The organism is Bacillus sp. FJAT-27245 (assembly GCF_001273955.1).
Taxonomy (GTDB): Bacteria; Bacillota; Bacilli; order Bacillales; family Cytobacillaceae; genus Bacillus_D.
In genome coordinates this window covers 1,676,776-1,693,008 of the sequence record NZ_LIGI01000001.1, presented here as the reverse complement: position 1 = coordinate 1,693,008, position 16,233 = coordinate 1,676,776, and the positions used below count along the sequence as shown (strand labels likewise).

16 protein-coding genes are annotated in these 16,233 nt (G+C 49.3%); 1 reads left to right on the top strand and 15 read right to left on the bottom strand.

Going from position 1 to position 16,233, the window contains the following annotated elements; genetic code table 11:
- Positions 1–7: 7 nt before the first annotated feature.
- The 7 genes from plsX to ADU24_RS08135 form a co-directional block, all read right to left on the bottom strand.
- A complete protein-coding gene (gene plsX, locus ADU24_RS08165; protein ID WP_053366159.1) occupies positions 8–1,012 on the bottom strand; it encodes a phosphate acyltransferase PlsX in 1,005 nt (334 codons plus the stop codon).
- On the bottom strand, positions 996–1,592 hold the full coding sequence (gene fapR / locus ADU24_RS08160; RefSeq protein WP_053366158.1) for a transcription factor FapR: 597 nt from the start codon (positions 1,590–1,592) through the stop codon (positions 996–998). The genes plsX and fapR overlap by 17 nt, the downstream gene beginning before the upstream one ends.
- 97 nt (positions 1,593–1,689) lie before the next feature.
- Positions 1,690–3,738, bottom strand: coding sequence for an ATP-dependent DNA helicase RecG (gene recG / locus ADU24_RS08155; RefSeq protein ID WP_053366157.1), 2,049 nt, complete (start codon positions 3,736–3,738; stop codon positions 1,690–1,692).
- Positions 3,735–4,619, bottom strand: a complete 885-nt coding sequence (sdaAA, locus tag ADU24_RS08150; RefSeq protein WP_053366156.1) for an L-serine ammonia-lyase, iron-sulfur-dependent, subunit alpha — start codon at positions 4,617–4,619, stop codon at positions 3,735–3,737. The genes recG and sdaAA overlap by 4 nt, the downstream gene beginning before the upstream one ends.
- A gap of 18 nt (positions 4,620–4,637) precedes the next feature.
- Positions 4,638–5,300 (bottom strand): L-serine ammonia-lyase, iron-sulfur-dependent subunit beta, encoded by a 663-nt coding sequence (gene sdaAB, locus ADU24_RS08145; RefSeq protein ID WP_053366155.1) that lies wholly within the window; start codon positions 5,298–5,300, stop codon positions 4,638–4,640.
- Between the two features lie 163 nt (positions 5,301–5,463).
- Positions 5,464–7,134, bottom strand: a complete 1,671-nt coding sequence (locus tag ADU24_RS08140; RefSeq protein ID WP_442853755.1) for a DAK2 domain-containing protein — start codon at positions 7,132–7,134, stop codon at positions 5,464–5,466.
- A 22-nt stretch (positions 7,135–7,156) separates the two neighbouring features.
- A complete protein-coding gene (locus ADU24_RS08135) occupies positions 7,157–7,519 on the bottom strand; it encodes an Asp23/Gls24 family envelope stress response protein (RefSeq protein WP_053366153.1) in 363 nt (120 codons plus the stop codon).
- 295 nt (positions 7,520–7,814) lie between these two features.
- Between ADU24_RS08135 and rpmB the strand changes: the two genes are divergently transcribed.
- A complete protein-coding gene (gene rpmB / locus ADU24_RS08130; RefSeq protein ID WP_053366152.1) occupies positions 7,815–8,003 on the top strand; it encodes a 50S ribosomal protein L28 in 189 nt (62 codons plus the stop codon).
- A gap of 513 nt (positions 8,004–8,516) precedes the next feature.
- Here rpmB and spoVM read toward each other — a convergent pair.
- From spoVM to rsmB, 8 genes are all read right to left on the bottom strand, one after another.
- Positions 8,517–8,600 (bottom strand): stage V sporulation protein SpoVM, encoded by an 84-nt coding sequence (gene spoVM / locus ADU24_RS08125; RefSeq protein ID WP_048824436.1) that lies wholly within the window; start codon positions 8,598–8,600, stop codon positions 8,517–8,519.
- Between the two features lie 100 nt (positions 8,601–8,700).
- On the bottom strand, positions 8,701–9,348 hold the full coding sequence (locus ADU24_RS08120; protein ID WP_053366151.1) for a thiamine diphosphokinase: 648 nt from the start codon (positions 9,346–9,348) through the stop codon (positions 8,701–8,703).
- Positions 9,349–9,450: 102 nt separating this feature from the next.
- The gene (gene rpe, locus ADU24_RS08115; protein WP_053366150.1) at positions 9,451–10,095 is read right to left on the bottom strand and encodes a ribulose-phosphate 3-epimerase; all 645 of its coding nucleotides are present in this window, start codon (positions 10,093–10,095) and stop codon (positions 9,451–9,453) included.
- A gap of 2 nt (positions 10,096–10,097) precedes the next feature.
- On the bottom strand, positions 10,098–10,979 hold the full coding sequence (rsgA, locus tag ADU24_RS08110; protein WP_053368845.1) for a ribosome small subunit-dependent GTPase A: 882 nt from the start codon (positions 10,977–10,979) through the stop codon (positions 10,098–10,100).
- Between the two features lie 82 nt (positions 10,980–11,061).
- Positions 11,062–13,026: a Stk1 family PASTA domain-containing Ser/Thr kinase gene (gene pknB, locus ADU24_RS08105; protein ID WP_053366149.1), complete on the bottom strand. Its 1,965-nt coding sequence runs from the start codon at positions 13,024–13,026 to the stop codon at positions 11,062–11,064.
- Positions 13,027–13,779, bottom strand: a complete 753-nt coding sequence (locus ADU24_RS08100) for a Stp1/IreP family PP2C-type Ser/Thr phosphatase (protein WP_053366148.1) — start codon at positions 13,777–13,779, stop codon at positions 13,027–13,029.
- The gene (rlmN, locus tag ADU24_RS08095) at positions 13,780–14,874 is read right to left on the bottom strand and encodes a 23S rRNA (adenine(2503)-C(2))-methyltransferase RlmN (protein ID WP_053366147.1); all 1,095 of its coding nucleotides are present in this window, start codon (positions 14,872–14,874) and stop codon (positions 13,780–13,782) included.
- Between the two features lie 3 nt (positions 14,875–14,877).
- The gene (gene rsmB / locus ADU24_RS08090; protein WP_053366146.1) at positions 14,878–16,227 is read right to left on the bottom strand and encodes a 16S rRNA (cytosine(967)-C(5))-methyltransferase RsmB; all 1,350 of its coding nucleotides are present in this window, start codon (positions 16,225–16,227) and stop codon (positions 14,878–14,880) included.
- Between the last annotated feature and the right edge of the window lie 6 nt (positions 16,228–16,233).

Below are 16,233 nucleotides of genomic sequence, written 5' to 3'. Positions count from 1 at the left end.
TCTTACATTAAGATTCTTTTTCTGCCTGTTTTGCACTTTCCGCCGATTGTTTGATTAGCCCGGTCACATCGTTTGCAACCATTTCCCTTGTTTGGCGGATCGCACTGAACAGCGCCTGGGCATTTGAAGACCCGTGAGCTTTTATTACTGGCGCTTTTAGGCCAAATAAGGCCGCGCCGCCATACTCGGAGTAATCCATCTGGTCCTTCAATGCCATAAGGTCAGGCTTCAGTACAGCTGCGGCAAGCTTGCTTTTCAGGCTGGACGTGAGCGCACCCTTTAGCATTTTAAAAACCGACATCGCCGTTCCTTCGACTGATTTCAATACCATGTTCCCCGTAAAACCGTCCGTGACGACAACATCAGCCACACCGTTCAGCAAATCACGCGCTTCGACATTGCCGACAAAATTCAGGTTTGATTCCTTCAAAAGTACGAAGGCGTCCTTTGTCAAGTCGGTGCCTTTCTTTTCCTCGGTCCCGATATTAAGGAGTCCCACCCTGGGATTGGTTATCCCCCGGACCTTTTCTGAATAAACGGAGCCCATTAATGCAAATTGGAATAAATGCTCCGGTTTCGCGTCAACATTCGCGCCTACATCGAGAAGGAGGAATCCTTCACCGCCAATCGTCGGAAGTGTCGGCGCCAGTGCAGGCCTATCAATTCCTTCGATACGGCCAACCACAAACAGCCCGGATGCCATTAATGCCCCGGTATTCCCAGCCGAAATGCAGGCATCCGCAGCGCCTTCCGAAACCTGTCTCGCCGCAAGGACCATGGAAGCATTTTTCTTCCGCCTTACTGCCCTAACAGGCTCATCCGTTCCAAGGATGACTTCGTCGGTATGAAGAATCGAAATTCTGTCATGTCCGGTGAACGTTTCCCTAATTTTAGCTTCATCGCCGACAAGCAGGATTTCGATGTCTTTAAATGTGTCGGCGGCCTTAATCGCACCGAGGACGATTTCCTTCGGAGCGTGGTCGCCGCCCATTGCGTCAATTGCCAGCCTCATCCGTTTTGCCACCTCTGCTTTTATTTGAGCGGAACATTTCAAATTCCCCAATGAAAACGGGCTCATTGTTCACATAACTTGTCACTTCAACAAATGTCCTGTCATGCTCATTGTCAATCCGGGTTACCTTTGCCTTGGCGATAACCCTTTCGCCTTCATGAACGGACCTTTTGAACTGCAATGCGGATTTCGCTGTTAAAGCGAGTTCATCGTTGATGACCGCAACCGCGAGCGAATTAGCCTGGGCGAACAAGTGATGCCCCCTGGCAATCCTGTTCCGTTTGAAAACATGCTCTTTTTTTATATCCAGTATGGAAATAGCACTTTGGTCGAGCTCTATATCAATAATATCCCCGATTACTTCTTCTATCGGCAAGGACCGTACTTCATCCTCGAACTTTTTCTCTGCGACATTCTTAATCCGTTCCCGAAGTTCAGGTATGGACAATTCCAGCCGATCGAGACGGATTGTCTGGACGCTGACCGAAAACAGCTCGGCCAACTCCTCATCGGTTATAAAGGGGTTCTCCTTTATCGTCATCACAAGTTCGCGCTGCCGTTCCTTTTTATTACGCTTCATCGCATCCACCGCCATTTGCTCTTATGACTAGGTACTAACAGTAGTATAAAAGTAAGATATCCAGATTGCAAGAGTAATTATCTTATTTGCTTTCGGATCAATCCAGCTTCTCTCCCTTAAGCAACCCCGCTTCGATTAATCCTTCCCTAAGGTTTGCGTACTCAGGCGATTCCCAAAATGCCCTTGACTGGACGAGTTTGGCGGCGTCCTCCCTTGCCGTTTCTAAAGCACGGTAATCATGGACCATATCGGCAACTTTGAATTCCGGGATGCCGCTCTGCTTTTTCCCGAAAAAGTCTCCTGGTCCCCTTAGTTCAAGGTCCTTTTCGCTGACAACAAAACCATCGTTTGTTTCCGTCATGATCTTCATCCGCTCCTTGCCTACTTCGGATTTCGGTTCGGCGAGAAGGATGCAGTACGATTGGTCGCTGCCCCTGCCAACCCGGCCCCTGAGCTGATGGAGCTGCGCCAAGCCGAATCGCTCGGCGTCATAAATGACCATCACTGTCGCATTTGGGACATTGACGCCTACCTCAACGACCGTGGTCGAAACTAGAACCTGGATCTCATTTGCGGCAAACGAACGCATGACTTCCTCTTTTTCCGTAGAATGGAGGCGGCCGTGCATGAGCCCTGCCTTGAAACGGTCCTGGAAGTAGTGCACGAGGGATGCGTGGACATCGATGGCATTCTGGACATCAAGCTTATCCGATTCCTCGATCAGCGGGCAGATGACATAGGCCTGCCGCCCCTTCCGCAATTCTTTTTCCATAAACGCCAGCACCCTGTCAAGCATATCCTGCCGTGCCCAGTACGTTTCAATCGTCTTCCTTCCGGCCGGCATTTCATCAATGATGGATACATCCATTTCTCCAAAAACAGTGATCGCAAGTGTTCTTGGAATCGGGGTCGCCGTCATGAACAGGACATCCGGATTTTCGCCTTTTTCCCTCAGTACACGTCGCTGTTCAACGCCAAAGCGGTGCTGCTCATCGGTTATGACAAATCCAAGCCGGTGAAAAACAACTTCCTCCTGGATCAGGGCATGCGTCCCGATCAGGATATCAATTTCACCCAAAAGGAGGGCCGCCAAAATTTCCTTTCGCGCCTTCCCCTTTACCGAACTTGTCAGAAGTTCACAGCGGACTCCGTACGGCTCAAACAGTTCTTTAAGTGAAGCGGCATGCTGTTCCGCGAGTATTTCGGTCGGTACCATCAGCGCTCCCTGACGTCCGGCAGTAATGGCCGCGTACAGCCCGATTGCGGCGACGACCGTCTTCCCCGAACCAACATCCCCCTGCAAAAGGCGGTTCATCCTGTACGGCGATTTCAGGTCGGTGAGGATTTCGTTCACTACCCTCTTTTGCGCCCCCGTCAGAGGAAAAGGCAGGGCATCGATGAACCCTTTCAGCCTGTCCACGTCGTAATGTTGGACAATGCCCGGGGATTGTTCTCTCTCCAGTTTCCTGAGCGCCTGCATTTTCAGCTGGAAGGCAAGGAATTCTTCATAAACAAAACGCCTTCTCGCCTTCTTCACATCTTCCGGCATATCAGGAAAGTGCATGATTTTCAGGGCGTGGCGCCTGTTGGGAAGCCGGTATTTTGCAATAAGGCCTTCAGGCAATGTTTCTTCAATTTCATTCCCATACAGGTCGAAAGCCTGGGCAATGTATTTCCGCATGTTTTTCATCGTCAGGCTGCCCCGCAATGTATAGACGGGTTCAAACATTTTTCCGGCCCTGTTTTCACCAAAATGCATTTCGGATACCGTTATCGCCATCCGGTGCTGATCCCATTTTCCTGTAACTGTTACTGTTTCACTGATTTTTATTTTGCTTCTTAAATATGGCTGATTGAAGATGATGGCCTGGACAAGGTACCGCCCGACAAGGAGGCGGACCGTCATCCGGGATTTGTTTTTTCCAAAACGGGCAAGGGAAGGCTCGCTATGAACCTTCCCCTCCACGGTTATTCTCTCATCATGCTTTACATCAGCCAAGTCGCGCAGCCTGTAATCTTCATAGCGGTACGGGAAGTGTTCGAGCAAATCCTTGATCGTCATAATATTCATGTCGGCCAGAAGCTCCGCTGTTTCTTCGCCTATCCCTTTTAGGGCTTTTACTGATTGCATGAGATTCGTATTCACTGTTTTGTAAGCGGGATTCCAAAGATTTTGGCTTCCAGTTCCCTACCGGTTGGAGTCGCCGCCAAACCTCCCTGTGCAGTTTCTCTAAGAGCAGCCGGCATCGATTGGCCAATTTTAAACATCGCGTCAATTACCTCGTCGCACGGGATCCTGCTTTTAATTCCCGCAAGCGCCATATCGGCCGCGACCATCGCATTTGCCGCGCCCATCGCATTACGCTTCACGCATGGTACTTCAACGAGTCCAGCGACAGGGTCACAGACAAGCCCGAGCATGTTTTTCAATGTGATGGCCATTGCCTCTGCGCACTGCTCAGGGGTTCCACCCGCAAGCTCGACAAGTGCCGCGGCCGCCATCCCAGCGGCAGAGCCTACCTCCGCCTGGCAGCCGCCAGCTGCGCCTGAAATAGATGCATTATTCGCGACTACGAAGCCAAACGCCCCGGATGTGAATAAAAAGGAAACCATTTGTTCACGCGTCGGGTTCAGCTTGCTTTTTACGGCAAACAACGTTCCGGGAACTACTCCCGCGGAACCTGCTGTCGGTGTTGCGCAGATAGTGCCCATTGCCGCATTCACTTCATTCGTGGCGACCGCCTTGCTTACGGCGTCAAGCAATATTTCACCCGAAAGGAAATTTCCTTTTTTAATATATTCCTGCATTAGGACGGCATCGCCGCCGGTGAGGCCCGAATGGGATTTGACCCCCTGGATGCCACGCTCTACCGCCTGCTCCATAACCCGCAGGTTCCGGTCCATCATTGCGATGATTTCTTCCCTCGGCCGTCCTGTTACTTCGACTTCCTGCTCAATCATGATTTCCGAAATTTTCTTATTCTTGCTGGTTGCCAGTTCGACCAGCTCTGCCACATTGCGGAACATCCGCCTTCCCCCCTTTATCTAATCGACAATTTTCGTTACTTTCAGGATATTTGGAAGCTTTTCTATCTCATCGAGGATATTCTGCCCTATGTTATGGTCAACCTCGATTGTCATTAGTGCCATTTTCCCCTTTTCTTTCCTGGAAACCTCCATATGGCCGATGTTTATCTGATGGCTTGCCAGGACATTGGCAACATTGGCGATTGCGCCGAACCTGTCGTTATGGACAACGAGAATGGCCGGATGATGCCCAGAAAGCTTCAGCTCAAAGCCGTTCAGTTCGGTAATCTCGATTTTTCCGCCGCCGATGGATATGCCGACGAGTTCGAGTTCGCCCATTTCGTCACCAATGATGACCCTTGCTGTATTCGGATGGTCAGTCACAGCGTCTTCCTCTATGAATCTCAGCTTAATCCCTTTTTCCTCCGCAAGGTCAATGGCTTGGATAATCCTCGGATCATCCGTATCAAAGTCAAGCAAACCGCCTATCAAGGCTACATCGGTGCCATGGCCCCGGTACGTTTTCGCAAAAGAGCCATAGAGTGAAATATTCGCCCATTTCGGCTCCCTGCCAAACAGGCTCCTGGCAACACGGCCAATCCTCGCCGCGCCAGCCGTATGCGAACTTGATGGCCCAATCATAACCGGGCCGATGATATCAAAGACACTTTTGTATTTCATGTTCATTCCCCTTATCAGCTCGGGCCGAACCCGTTTGTACTTTAAAGCCTATCCTTTATTTTATCGAATTTCCTTGTATTTTGACAAATTCTTTTCCTTATGGCGAAACGGCGGTATAAAGAAAAGGCATCCGCCAATTTGGTGGAATGCCTTTCCCCTATATTTATTCTATTGCAAAAATGAACGAATATAGCGGCTGTTCGCCATTATGGATTTCGATCTCGACATCCCCGTAATTATCTTCGACAAACGAAGCGATTTCGGCAATTTCGGCTTCGGTAACGCCTTCGCCTTGAAGGATTGTCAAGATTTCCGATTCATCATCTAGCATTTTCGCCAGCAGCTCCTGGGCCGCCGCAACTTTTTCCTTGCTTTTAACAACAATTTTTCCTTCGTTGATGCCCATGAAATCGCCTTTTTCAATATCGAGCCCGTCAATGTTCGTGTCCCGGACCGCGAATGTAATCTGGCCGGTCTTGACATGCCTCATCGCCTCGGACATAGCGGCTTCGTTGGATTCCATATCGGCTCCCGGATTAAACGCAAGCAGCGCCGACAGCCCTTGCGGTACAGTCTTTGACTGGATGACAACCGCTTTCGAACCGGTTACTTCAGCGGCCTGCTGGGCTGCCATAATAATATTTTTATTGTTCGGGAGAATGAATACTTGATCCGCATTGACATCCTCAATTGCCTTAACAATATCCTCCGTGCTCGGATTCATCGTCTGGCCGCCTTCAATGACGGAATGTGCACCGATGCTCCGGAATAATTCCGCAATGCCGGCTCCCATTGATACGGTGACAATTCCATATTCCCGGCGCTCTTTTGGCGCGTTCGCGGCAACGAGCGGCGTATGGGTTTCGCCTACAATGTTTGAATGCTGCTGGCGCATGTTTTCAATCTTGATATTGATTAGGCTCCCGTATCGTTGCCCGTAGCTAAGAACTGTGCCCGGCTGCTCGGAATGGATATGTACCTTAACCACATCCTCGTCGGAAATGACAAGGAGCGAATCGCCATATTGGCTGAGATCGTGGCGGAAGGACTCTTCCTTGAACGGCTTGGCTGCAAACTTGTCCGCCTCGAATTTCACCATGAATTCAGTGCAATAGCCGAATTCGATGTCTTCCGTGTTCATATGTGACTGGACGCTCCTGTGGTGCTCCGCATTGACAAGTTCACTCATCGACGGCATTGCCTCGGGAGAATCAGGGAGTTTTTCCCCCTTTAGCTCGGCAAGGAACCCCTCATAGACAAAAACTAGGCCTTGGCCGCCGCTGTCTACAACCCCTACTTCCTTCAGGACTGGGAGAAGGTCTGGCGTCCTCTTCAGGGATGCCTTCGATTCAGAAAGCACCGCCTCCATGATTTCAATAATGTCATCGGTTGACTTGGCAGCCTGGACACCCTTTCGCGCGGAGTCTTTTGCGACAGTAAGGATTGTACCTTCGACAGGCTTCATTACAGCTTTGTAGGCTGTTTCGACACCAGTTTCAAGCGCCGCGGCGAATTCCTTCCCGCTGATGGTGTCTTTGTTTTCAATTGCTTTTGAAAATCCCCTGAACAACTGGGATAGGATGACTCCGGAATTCCCGCGCGCACCCATTAACAAACCTTTGGAAAGTGCTGTTCCGACCTTGCCGATATGTTCCTGGACATTGTTTTTGACTTCCTTTGCCCCGGAGGTCATCGACAAGTTCATATTCGTTCCGGTATCGCCATCCGGCACGGGAAAAACATTCAGGGAGTCAACCAGCTTTGCATTTGCTGCAAGGTGGTTGGCACCCTGAATAACCATTTCCGCAAATTGTATACCGTTTAACGCTTTCATTGACACTGATGCTTCCTCCTCACTACGGGTTCGTTACACGAACTCCCTGGACGTAAATATTTACCGAGTCAACCGTTAAGCCAACCGTTTTTTCAAGGGTATACTTCACTTTCGATTGCACATTGTGGGCAACCTCGGAAATTTTCGTTCCGTAGCTGACGATGATGTACATATCAATATGTACTTGATCGTCTTCCTGGCGAACAAGGACGCCACGCGTGAAATTTTCCCTCCTCAGGATTTCAGTGAGCCCGTCCTTAATCTGGTTTTTTGAAGCCATCCCAACAATGCCATAGCAGTCTATCGCCGCACCGCCTGAAATGGTCGCGATTACTTCGTTTGAAATATCGATTTGCCCGAACTTCGTTTTCATTTCGATGGACATGAACGTTCCCCCTTTGGTAATTGCTCATTTGCTAAAGCCATTTTACTATAGTCCGGCCTTTTTTGAAAGTTATACTGCCATGCTTATTATACAGCAACTCCCCCTGTTTGATGTCAAGGTTTTTTTCTTGAAAGCTTTTGTTTCATCTATTGCAATCATAATCGTTGTATGATAAATTATTAAGGTATCTTTTAGAAACGGGGACTAACTTCTTTTCCCCGCTCCGGACGAAACCGGATATGGCGAACATACAATAGAAAAGTACTCGCTTATGGATGTTAAGGAGGGAAACAATATGCCACGTCAATGTGTTATCACAGGCAAGAAAACTTCAACTGGTAATCACCGTTCTCACGCTATGAACGCTAACAGACGTACATGGGGCGCCAACCTTCAGAAGGTTCGCATTCTTGTTGACGGAAAGCCAAAACGTGTTTGGGTATCCGCAAGGGCTCTCAAATCAGGCAAAGTAGAACGCGTATAATGCTGTTCAGGAACAGGCATCCATATGGTGCCTGTTTTTTGTTTTTTAAGAACAAAATGCGCAAGCGCCTTCGCGACAAGCACACACCGCTTGTCCCTGCGAGGATTATTCTAAGGAGCTTTCCTTAGTGGTCAGCCCCGACCAGCATAAGACGGAGCCCGCAGGACGGGCCTGCCCTCCGGAGGGAACCCCGAAATGCATAAGCGGCTTGCCCAGGGGCGACAGGCATAAGACGAGCCGGCAGAAGGCATACTTTTCCTTCAGACGGATTGGCTTATGACCCCGAGCCCCTAGCCGCTGAAGCTGGACACGGCTTAGACCATAGAGGGGCTAGGCGCTCCTCGGAAAAGAAGAACACTTTTCCTTCGTGCGATGATATGCTGCCGTAGCTTTCCTTCTGGAGCTGGATTACAATAACTTGTTTCGAGTTATCCCCAAGGATCAATTTTATAGTTTCCTTAACAATAAAGGAAAAGCACCCTAGTTCAAGGGTGCCCTAACATCCATATACCTTCATTCGCCTTTTCTAAACATCCCAATCATTGCCCGGACTAGACCTCCCAGGAATCTCGGCAGTTTGATCGTATAAAATTTCATAGTGCCCCTCCTCACCTTTTCACACGGCTCAATCTTTACCTGCACTCTTATTTAGGATATTCCGCTTATTATAAATAAGTACATTAAACCGGAGAACAGATTAGTCATTGCTCCTTATGACTATTAATATGCCTTCGGAAAATGAAAAAGTACCGGTTTCCCCAATTAGTTCATTGCTGACACAAAGGGTCGAACCTTTTGGAACATAACGGTTTTCCAAGGGGTATTTGAATCCTTGCAAAGTCAGGCCCGCTACGTCCTGTGAGCCAGGGAGGAAGGAAATATATTTTTTGCCGCTCTCTTTTTCAACTTGATAGAGTCCCGGCAACTTTACGGAAACATGATTGGTACAATCTATCATGATGATTTCACATGGCCTTTTTTCATGGGCGTATTTTTCAAGCAAATGAAGATTGGCAAGGAAATGGTCGATTCGCCCTCCCGTAGCGCCAAAAATCCGGATGCTGTCCGGATTTTGTCGAACAGCCCAGGAAAGGGCAAGCTCCATATCCGTTTCATCCTTTTCGGGCTTGTACTTTTTCAGGTTGGGAACGGCCGTTTCAAAGTTTGCCAATTCTTCTTTTGTAACAGAATCGAAATCCCCAAATGCGGCGTTAGGTTTAATACCATTTTCCAGCAAAACGGCAGTGCCCCTGTCGACTCCTACCCATTTCGTTTGGGCGATTTCGTATTCCTGAAGCGGAGGAATGTATGCCCGCGGGCCGCCTCCAACAATATTGATTATCACTTGCACACCTCCTCCGCCATTCAAGGCGGCGTAATAAAACTCCCATCCGGCATTGCCGGCCCAAAGAAAAAACCAGCATTAAGCTGGCTGTTCCCATTCCTTTTATCCGCGAATGTCGGCTATTGCTTTTGCCCTGTCAACGTGTCCATAGACCGCCGAGCCCGCAACAAGAACGGTTGCTCCTGCATCAATGCATAATTTGGCGGTTTCGGCGTTAACCCCGCCGTCTACTTCAATTTCAATGTCCTTGCCGGTTGCTAAAGCCATTGCTTTTACTTCACGAATTTTCGGGAGGACCCCCGGTATGAACTTTTGCCCCCCAAATCCCGGATTAACGGTCATAAGCAGCACCATGTCGACATCTTCAATGATATGCTTAATCGACTCTACGGGAGTCGCAGGGTTCAGGACTACGCCAGCCTTGACGCCAAAGCTTTTAATGATTTGGTTTGTCCGGTGCAGATGGCGGCTAGCCTCAACATGGACCGTGATGTAGTCCGCACCCGCTTTCGCAAACGCCTCAATGTATTGGTCAGGGTTTTCAATCATAAGGTGCACGTCGAGCGGAAGGTCCGTTATCGGGCGGATTGCCTCGACAATCAGCGGACCGATGGTGATGTTCGGTACAAAGTGGCCGTCCATCACATCCACATGGATGTAGTCCGCCCCGCCCCGCTCGACATCTTTAATTTCCTCGCCAAGCCTGGAGAAATCGGCTGAGAGGATTGAAGGTGCTATTTTTACCATAACTAATACCTCGGCTTTCTATCTTTAATTTCCTGTAAAAAATTCAAATAGTTTTCATAGCGGTACTGAGGGATTACACCTTCCTCAACCGCGGCCTTAACCGCGCATTTCGGCTCCTTCACATGGAGGCAGCCCCTGAATTTGCAGTTTTCGGCGGAACGTGAAATCTCAGGGAAACACGAACCGAGTTCGCCAGCCTCGATTTCCTGGAATTCAAGCGAGCTGAAGCCGGGGGTATCGGCGACGAGCCCGTCCCCGATTTCAATCAGCTCGACATGGCGCGTCGTATGCTTCCCCCTGCCAAGATGGCTCGAAATGCCGCTCGTTTTTAGCTCGAGCCCGGGTCGAAGAACATTCAGAAGAGATGACTTCCCGACTCCGGATTGGCCGGCGAAAACGGAGATTTTCCCGTCAAGATGAGGATGGAGCTGCTCAATCCCGGTCTCTGTTTCCGAAGATACAAGGATGACCTCATAACCCGCTGCCCGATAATCGGACGCATAACGCTCAATCTCCCTTAAATCACTTTCGGCCACAAGATCGGTTTTCGTTATACATATGATTGGTTCGATATGGTTGTATTCGACCAGGACGAGAAAGCGGTCCAGAAGGACGGGGCTGAAGGCTGGCTCAACCGCGGAGAAGACGAGAAACGCCCGGTCAACGTTTGCAATTGGAGGCCTGACAAGCTCGTTTTTCCGCTCCTTTACTTCGAGGATGTACCCTTCCTGTTCATTATCTGCCTGGAACACAACATCATCCCCGACAAGAGGCGTGATTTTGTTTTTCCGAAAAACGCCCCTGCCCCTGCATTGGGTAACCGTTCCATTATGGACAACATAGTAAAAACCGCTTAATGCCTTGATGATTTTCCCTTCAGGCATATACACACTCCTTGATTTATCGTTTTCCCCAAGAGTTTGCGGGCTGAAGGCTGTAAAAACACCCTTCCCGCCCGCCTTATACTTATTCGGCATCTTCATAGGATACAGTGTAATTATCAATGACCCTATTGTCGAGTATGACTTGGTAGCCCGCTTTTTTCCCGTATGGCACCTGGAGTTCGATGACAATTGTTTCAGTGGATGTAATCGCGCCTGTTTCGGCCGGTTCCGTCATTGTATGGACGGCATCATCAATGTAAACCTGGTACTCTTGCGGCTGGCCGGGTACTTCCGGGTCATATTCAAGCGTTATTTCCCTCCGGATCTTCTTCGGGAGAATTTCTTCCTTCCCTTTTGAAAGCACAACGGTGACCGTATCCCCTCTATAAAGCTCCGATCCGGCAGGAGGAGTTTGAGAGACAACAAGCCCTTTTTCAATCGTTTCATCATAAACTGGCTCGGCCATTTTTACTTTCAATCCGGTCGACTCCGCATAATCGGCAAGGCTTTTTTCATTATACTCCCTCAAATCGCGGAGAGTAATTTTTTCGGGTCCCTTGCTGATAATGAACTCCATTTCAGTTTCTTCCGGAACAACGAATTTGCCTTTTGGTTCACTCTGCCGGAGGATTGTCCCTGGATCGCTCTCATCATGTTGTTCGATTCCGCGGACATTCTTGAAGTGTTCCTTTTTAAGAAGAGTTTCCACTTCCTTGAAAGGTCTTCCTGTGTAATCAGAAAGTTCATATCTTTCCTTCCCGGAGCTGACGAAGAGATCAATCCTCGCCCCTTCCTTGGCGGTATGGCCTCCAGGCGGGTCAGTTTTGACCACAAGCCCTTTCTCGACGAGATCATCAGGTATTTCCCTCGTTTCACCGATTGCAAACCCGGCAGCTTTTAAATCGGAAATGGCATTGTTGAGGGTTCCCCCACGGACATCGGGGATTTTGACGTCCTTCGCCCCAAAAATCGCCGGAAAGACGGTTAACGTCATCACTCCCAGTAGCACGAGTGCCACAAAAGTGGAAACGAGGATGATCGGCCATTTCTTCCGTTTCTTTTTCGCCTTTTCCTGCGGCGCGGTGTAATCGGCCGCGCTTTCCCTGTCCTGGGCATGGATGATTGTTTCATCCAGGTTTTTCAGTTGCTGGTCCGCGGTAATGACCGGTATCGCTATTGTCGCGTCATTATCCTCCGGAATGACAAATTTAGGCTCATTGATCCTCTCCGGATAAAGGGATGTCCGCAGGTCGTCTTCCATTTCTTCAACACTGTTGTAGCGTAGGAAAGGATCTTTGGCGGTTGCCTTTAAAACTATGTTTTCCACGCTTTGCGGGATATCCGGATTCCATCTGCGTACGGATGGCGTTTCGGATTGAAGGTGCTTCAAAGCAATGGAAACCGCCGATTCCCCAAAAAACGGAAGCCTCCCAGTCAGAAGCTCGAACATCACGATGCCGAGGGAGTAAATATCCGATTTTTTATTCGCCATTCCGCCTCTCGCCTGTTCAGGTGACAGATAATGGACCGAGCCCATTACGGAGTTGGTTTGAGTGATGCTTGTCGAACTAAGGGCCATTGCAATGCCAAAATCGGTTATTTTAACATTTCCCTGCTTGTCGACAAGAATGTTCTGCGGCTTGATATCCCGGTGGACTATGTGATTCTGGTGGGCGTGGGCAATCGCCGAAGTCAGCTGCTTCATAATGTCGATGGCCGCTTCCACCCTGAGCGGGGAGTATTGCTGTATGTATTGCTTTAGTGTTTGCCCATCGACGTATTCCATAACGATATAATATAGGTCCTCTTCCTCGCCGACGTCGTAAATGTTGACAATGTTCGGGTGGGCGAGGCTGGTCGCCGACTGGGCCTCGCGGTGGAATCTTCGGATGAATTCCTCGTCGTTGGCAAAGTCAAGGCGGAGCATCTTGACGGCGACATTCCTGTCAAGAATCATGTCGTGTGCGAGGTAAACATTCGCCATCCCTCCGCCGCCAATTGTATCAAGTATCTTATATCGCCCGCTAACGCGTTTTCCAATCATCATTTAGTTATCACCCTCGCTGACTCCGGCAAACTCGACAATCGCCAAGGTGATATTGTCTTCCCCGCCGTAATCATTGGCAAGGGAAATCAGCCTGAAGGCTTTTTCCTCAAGCGAAGCCCCGCTTGAGAGGACCTCCGCCATTTCCTTTTCGCTAACCTTATTGGATAGTCCGTCGGAGCAAAGCAAAAGTGCGTCGCCTTCCTCGAACATGATGGTGCTGACGTCCATCTCGACTTTTTCCTCCGTGCCAAGCGCCCTGAGCAGAACATTTTTGCGGGGATGGTTTTCGGCATCCTCCCTTGAAATTTGCCCGGAACGAAGCAATTCATTCACAAGGGAATGGTCCTCTGTTATTTTCCTGAAACCTGATTCATTGAGGATATAGCAACGGCTGTCGCCAATATTGGCGATTGTGGCGGAATCCTCCAGCATAATGGCGGCGACAATCGTCGTCCCCATGCCATCACATGCCTCATTGGAGCGGGCATGCCTGAAAATCACCCCGTTGACGAGGCCGATATGCTCCTTCAGCCACCGTTCGGCTTGGCCGGGAATTTTAATCCCTCTTGAATTTTCCCAGAAATTTTTCAACTCGGCCAATGCCAACCCGCTGGCAACATCCCCGGCGCGGTGGCCGCCCATGCCATCGGCTACGATGGCCAGGCGGTAGCCGTCGCCATTTACAAAAATCCCCCCGTTGTCCTCGTTATGGCTCCTGATTCTCCCCTGGTCAGTCATATAGACCGCTCTCATCTAGCTTTTCAACTCCTCCTTGCGGGTTTTGGCCCGCAGCTGTCCGCATGCCGCATCGATGTCATGCCCCTGCTCTCGCCTGATGGTTACATTGATTCCCCTGTTTTTCAAGGTTTTTTCAAACGCAAAAATCTGATCTTTTGGAGTCCGTACATAATCCCGTTCTGGAACATAGTTGACAGGAATAAGATTTACGTGGCATTTTAGCCCTTTTAAAAGGACAGCCAGCTCTTCAGCGTGTTCAATTTGATCGTTCACTTTCCCAAAAAGGCCATATTCAAAACTAATCCTTCTCCCCGTCTTATCGATATAATACCTTACAGCTTTCATTAAGTCATCAAGTTTGTAAGCCTTGTTAATCGGCATCAGCCTGCTTCTTAGCTCGGTATTTGGGGCATGGAGGGAAATGGCGAAATTGATCTGCATGTTCTCATCCGCAAACTGGTAGATCTTCGGGATGATACCGCTTGTTGAGACTGTGATGTGGCGGGCGCCAATATTCAGTGCTTTGTCATGGTTGATGATTTTCAGGAAGGAAAGCATATTGTCATAGTTGTCGAACGGCTCGCCAATCCCCATAATAACGACAGAACTTACCCGCTCATCCGTTTCGTCAAGCGCTTTTTGGACTTTAACGACCTGGGCGACAATTTCCCCTGCCTCAAGGTGCCGTTTCAGCCCGCCTAGTGTGGATGCGCAAAAAGTGCAGCCGATCCGGCAGCCTACCTGTGTCGTTACGCATACCGAATTTCCGTATTCATGGCGCATGAGCACCGTTTCAATCGAATAGCCATCATGTAGTTCGAAAAGGAATTTGATGGTCCCATCGGCCGACGTCTGCTGGATGGCTGTTGTGAGGGTCGTCAATTTGAAATTTTCCTCCAGTTTTTCCCGGAGGTTTTTTGAAAGATTGCTCATTTCCTCAAAGGAAACAGCCCTCTTCTTATAAAGCCATTCAAAAATCTGCTCTGCCCGGAACGGCTTTTCCCCTTTTGCGGTTAGCCATTCCTTCAATTCGTGAAGCTGGAGTGAGTATATGGACGGCTTCTGCTGTTCTTCCACATTGTTTTTCTTTGCTGTATTATTCGGTTCCAACCGTTACACCTTCTTTCGTAGACTTGCAATATAAAACCCGTCTGACCCGAAGTCCTGTGGCATGATCTGAAGTTCACAGCCATCGACCAAAGGGCGGACCGCCTCAGGCATCCTGTCAGCGAGCCCGTTATCCGATTCATATTCGGGGTGCCTTTTGAGAAATTCCGTTACACTCCGGTGGTTTTCTCCTTTATCTACTGTACACGTACTGTACACAAGAATTCCACCTTTTTTTAACAACGGCGCCACGGAATCAAGGAGTTCCTGCTGGATTTTTTCAAGCCGGCCAAGGTCCTCCTCTTTTTTCGTATATTTCATATCGGGTTTTCTCCGCATGACCCCCAGGCCCGAACATGGTGCATCGAGAAGAATCCGGTCAAATGACTCTGGTTCGAACCTATCTTTGGCGCTACGGCTGTCAAGCGCCATTGCCTCAATATTTGGCAAATCAAGCCTGTCCGCATTCTCCTGAACCAGCTTCACTTTATGCTCATGAAGGTCGAGCGAAACGACATTTCCCGTCCCAGCCATTTTTTCGGCAATATGGGTGCTTTTCCCTCCAGGAGCGGCGCAAGCATCGAGAACCTTTTCATCCCTCCGTACGCCAAGCGCGTATGCGGCGAGCATCGAACTTTCGTCCTGAATTGTTATTAGCCCATCCCTGAAAGCCTTGGAAGACGCGAGATTTCCTTTCAGTGACCTCACAGCCTCGGGGATGACCGGGCTTGCTTCAACCATAAACCCTTCCCCTTCAAGAAGTGTTACACACTCGTCCCGTGAAATTTTAGAGAGATTCACCCTTCCCGTTTGAAGCGGGGCAGTCAAATTGATTTCACACATTTCCTTCGTTTTTTCAAAACCGAATTGGCTGATCCACCTTTTTACCAGCCATTCCGGATGGCTCGTTTCAATGGCCAGCCTCACTGTCCGGTCCTGGATCTCTTCAACGGAAGGAACCCCTTCCCGCTGGATGCTTCTCAGTATCCCATTCACCATCGATGCGATCCCTTTATGTCCGCGTTTTTTCGCTATTTCAACAGCTTCAAATATGGCGGCCCTGTCCGGTATTTTATCGAGATAAACCATTTGATATACAGTAACCTTTAAAAGGTGGATGACCCAGCGCTCGATTTTCCTTGGATTTTTCAAAAAAGGCGCCAGATAATAATCAAGTGTCATGCTCCTTTGAAGGGTTCCGTACGTTAGCTCCGTCAAAAGTCCAATATCCTTTTGGGGAAGCTGGTTTTTCTCAATTGTATGGTGCAGGAGCAAATTGCTGTATGCCTGGTTCTTTTCGATTGCTTCCAGGAGGTCCAAAGCCGTCTCCCGGACATTTTTTCTCTTTGCCGCCATTTTTAC

What these genes read in the sequence shown, in the direction of transcription:
- plsX (WP_053366159.1), bottom strand. Translation starts at nt 1,012, where the DNA reads ATGAGGCTGGCAATTGACGCAATGGGCGGCGACCACGCTCCGAAGGAA.
- fapR (WP_053366158.1), bottom strand. Translation starts at nt 1,592, where the DNA reads ATGAAGCGTAATAAAAAGGAACGGCAGCGCGAACTTGTGATGACGATA.
- sdaAA (WP_053366156.1), bottom strand. Translation starts at nt 4,619, where the DNA reads ATGTTCCGCAATGTGGCAGAGCTGGTCGAACTGGCAACCAGCAAGAAT.
- sdaAB (WP_053366155.1), bottom strand. Translation starts at nt 5,300, where the DNA reads ATGAAATACAAAAGTGTCTTTGATATCATCGGCCCGGTTATGATTGGG.
- ADU24_RS08140 (WP_442853755.1), bottom strand. Translation starts at nt 7,134, where the DNA reads ATGAAAGCGTTAAACGGTATACAATTTGCGGAAATGGTTATTCAGGGT.
- ADU24_RS08135 (WP_053366153.1), bottom strand. Translation starts at nt 7,519, where the DNA reads ATGTCCATCGAAATGAAAACGAAGTTCGGGCAAATCGATATTTCAAAC.
- rpmB (WP_053366152.1), top strand. Translation starts at nt 7,815, where the DNA reads ATGCCACGTCAATGTGTTATCACAGGCAAGAAAACTTCAACTGGTAAT.
- spoVM (WP_048824436.1), bottom strand. Translation starts at nt 8,600, where the DNA reads ATGAAATTTTATACGATCAAACTGCCGAGATTCCTGGGAGGTCTAGTC.
- rpe (WP_053366150.1), bottom strand. Translation starts at nt 10,095, where the DNA reads ATGGTAAAAATAGCACCTTCAATCCTCTCAGCCGATTTCTCCAGGCTT.
- rsgA (WP_053368845.1), bottom strand. Translation starts at nt 10,979, where the DNA reads ATGCCTGAAGGGAAAATCATCAAGGCATTAAGCGGTTTTTACTATGTT.
- pknB (WP_053366149.1), bottom strand. Translation starts at nt 13,026, where the DNA reads ATGATGATTGGAAAACGCGTTAGCGGGCGATATAAGATACTTGATACA.
- ADU24_RS08100 (WP_053366148.1), bottom strand. Translation starts at nt 13,779, where the DNA reads ATGAGAGCGGTCTATATGACTGACCAGGGGAGAATCAGGAGCCATAAC.
- rsmB (WP_053366146.1), bottom strand. Translation starts at nt 16,227, where the DNA reads ATGGCGGCAAAGAGAAAAAATGTCCGGGAGACGGCTTTGGACCTCCTG.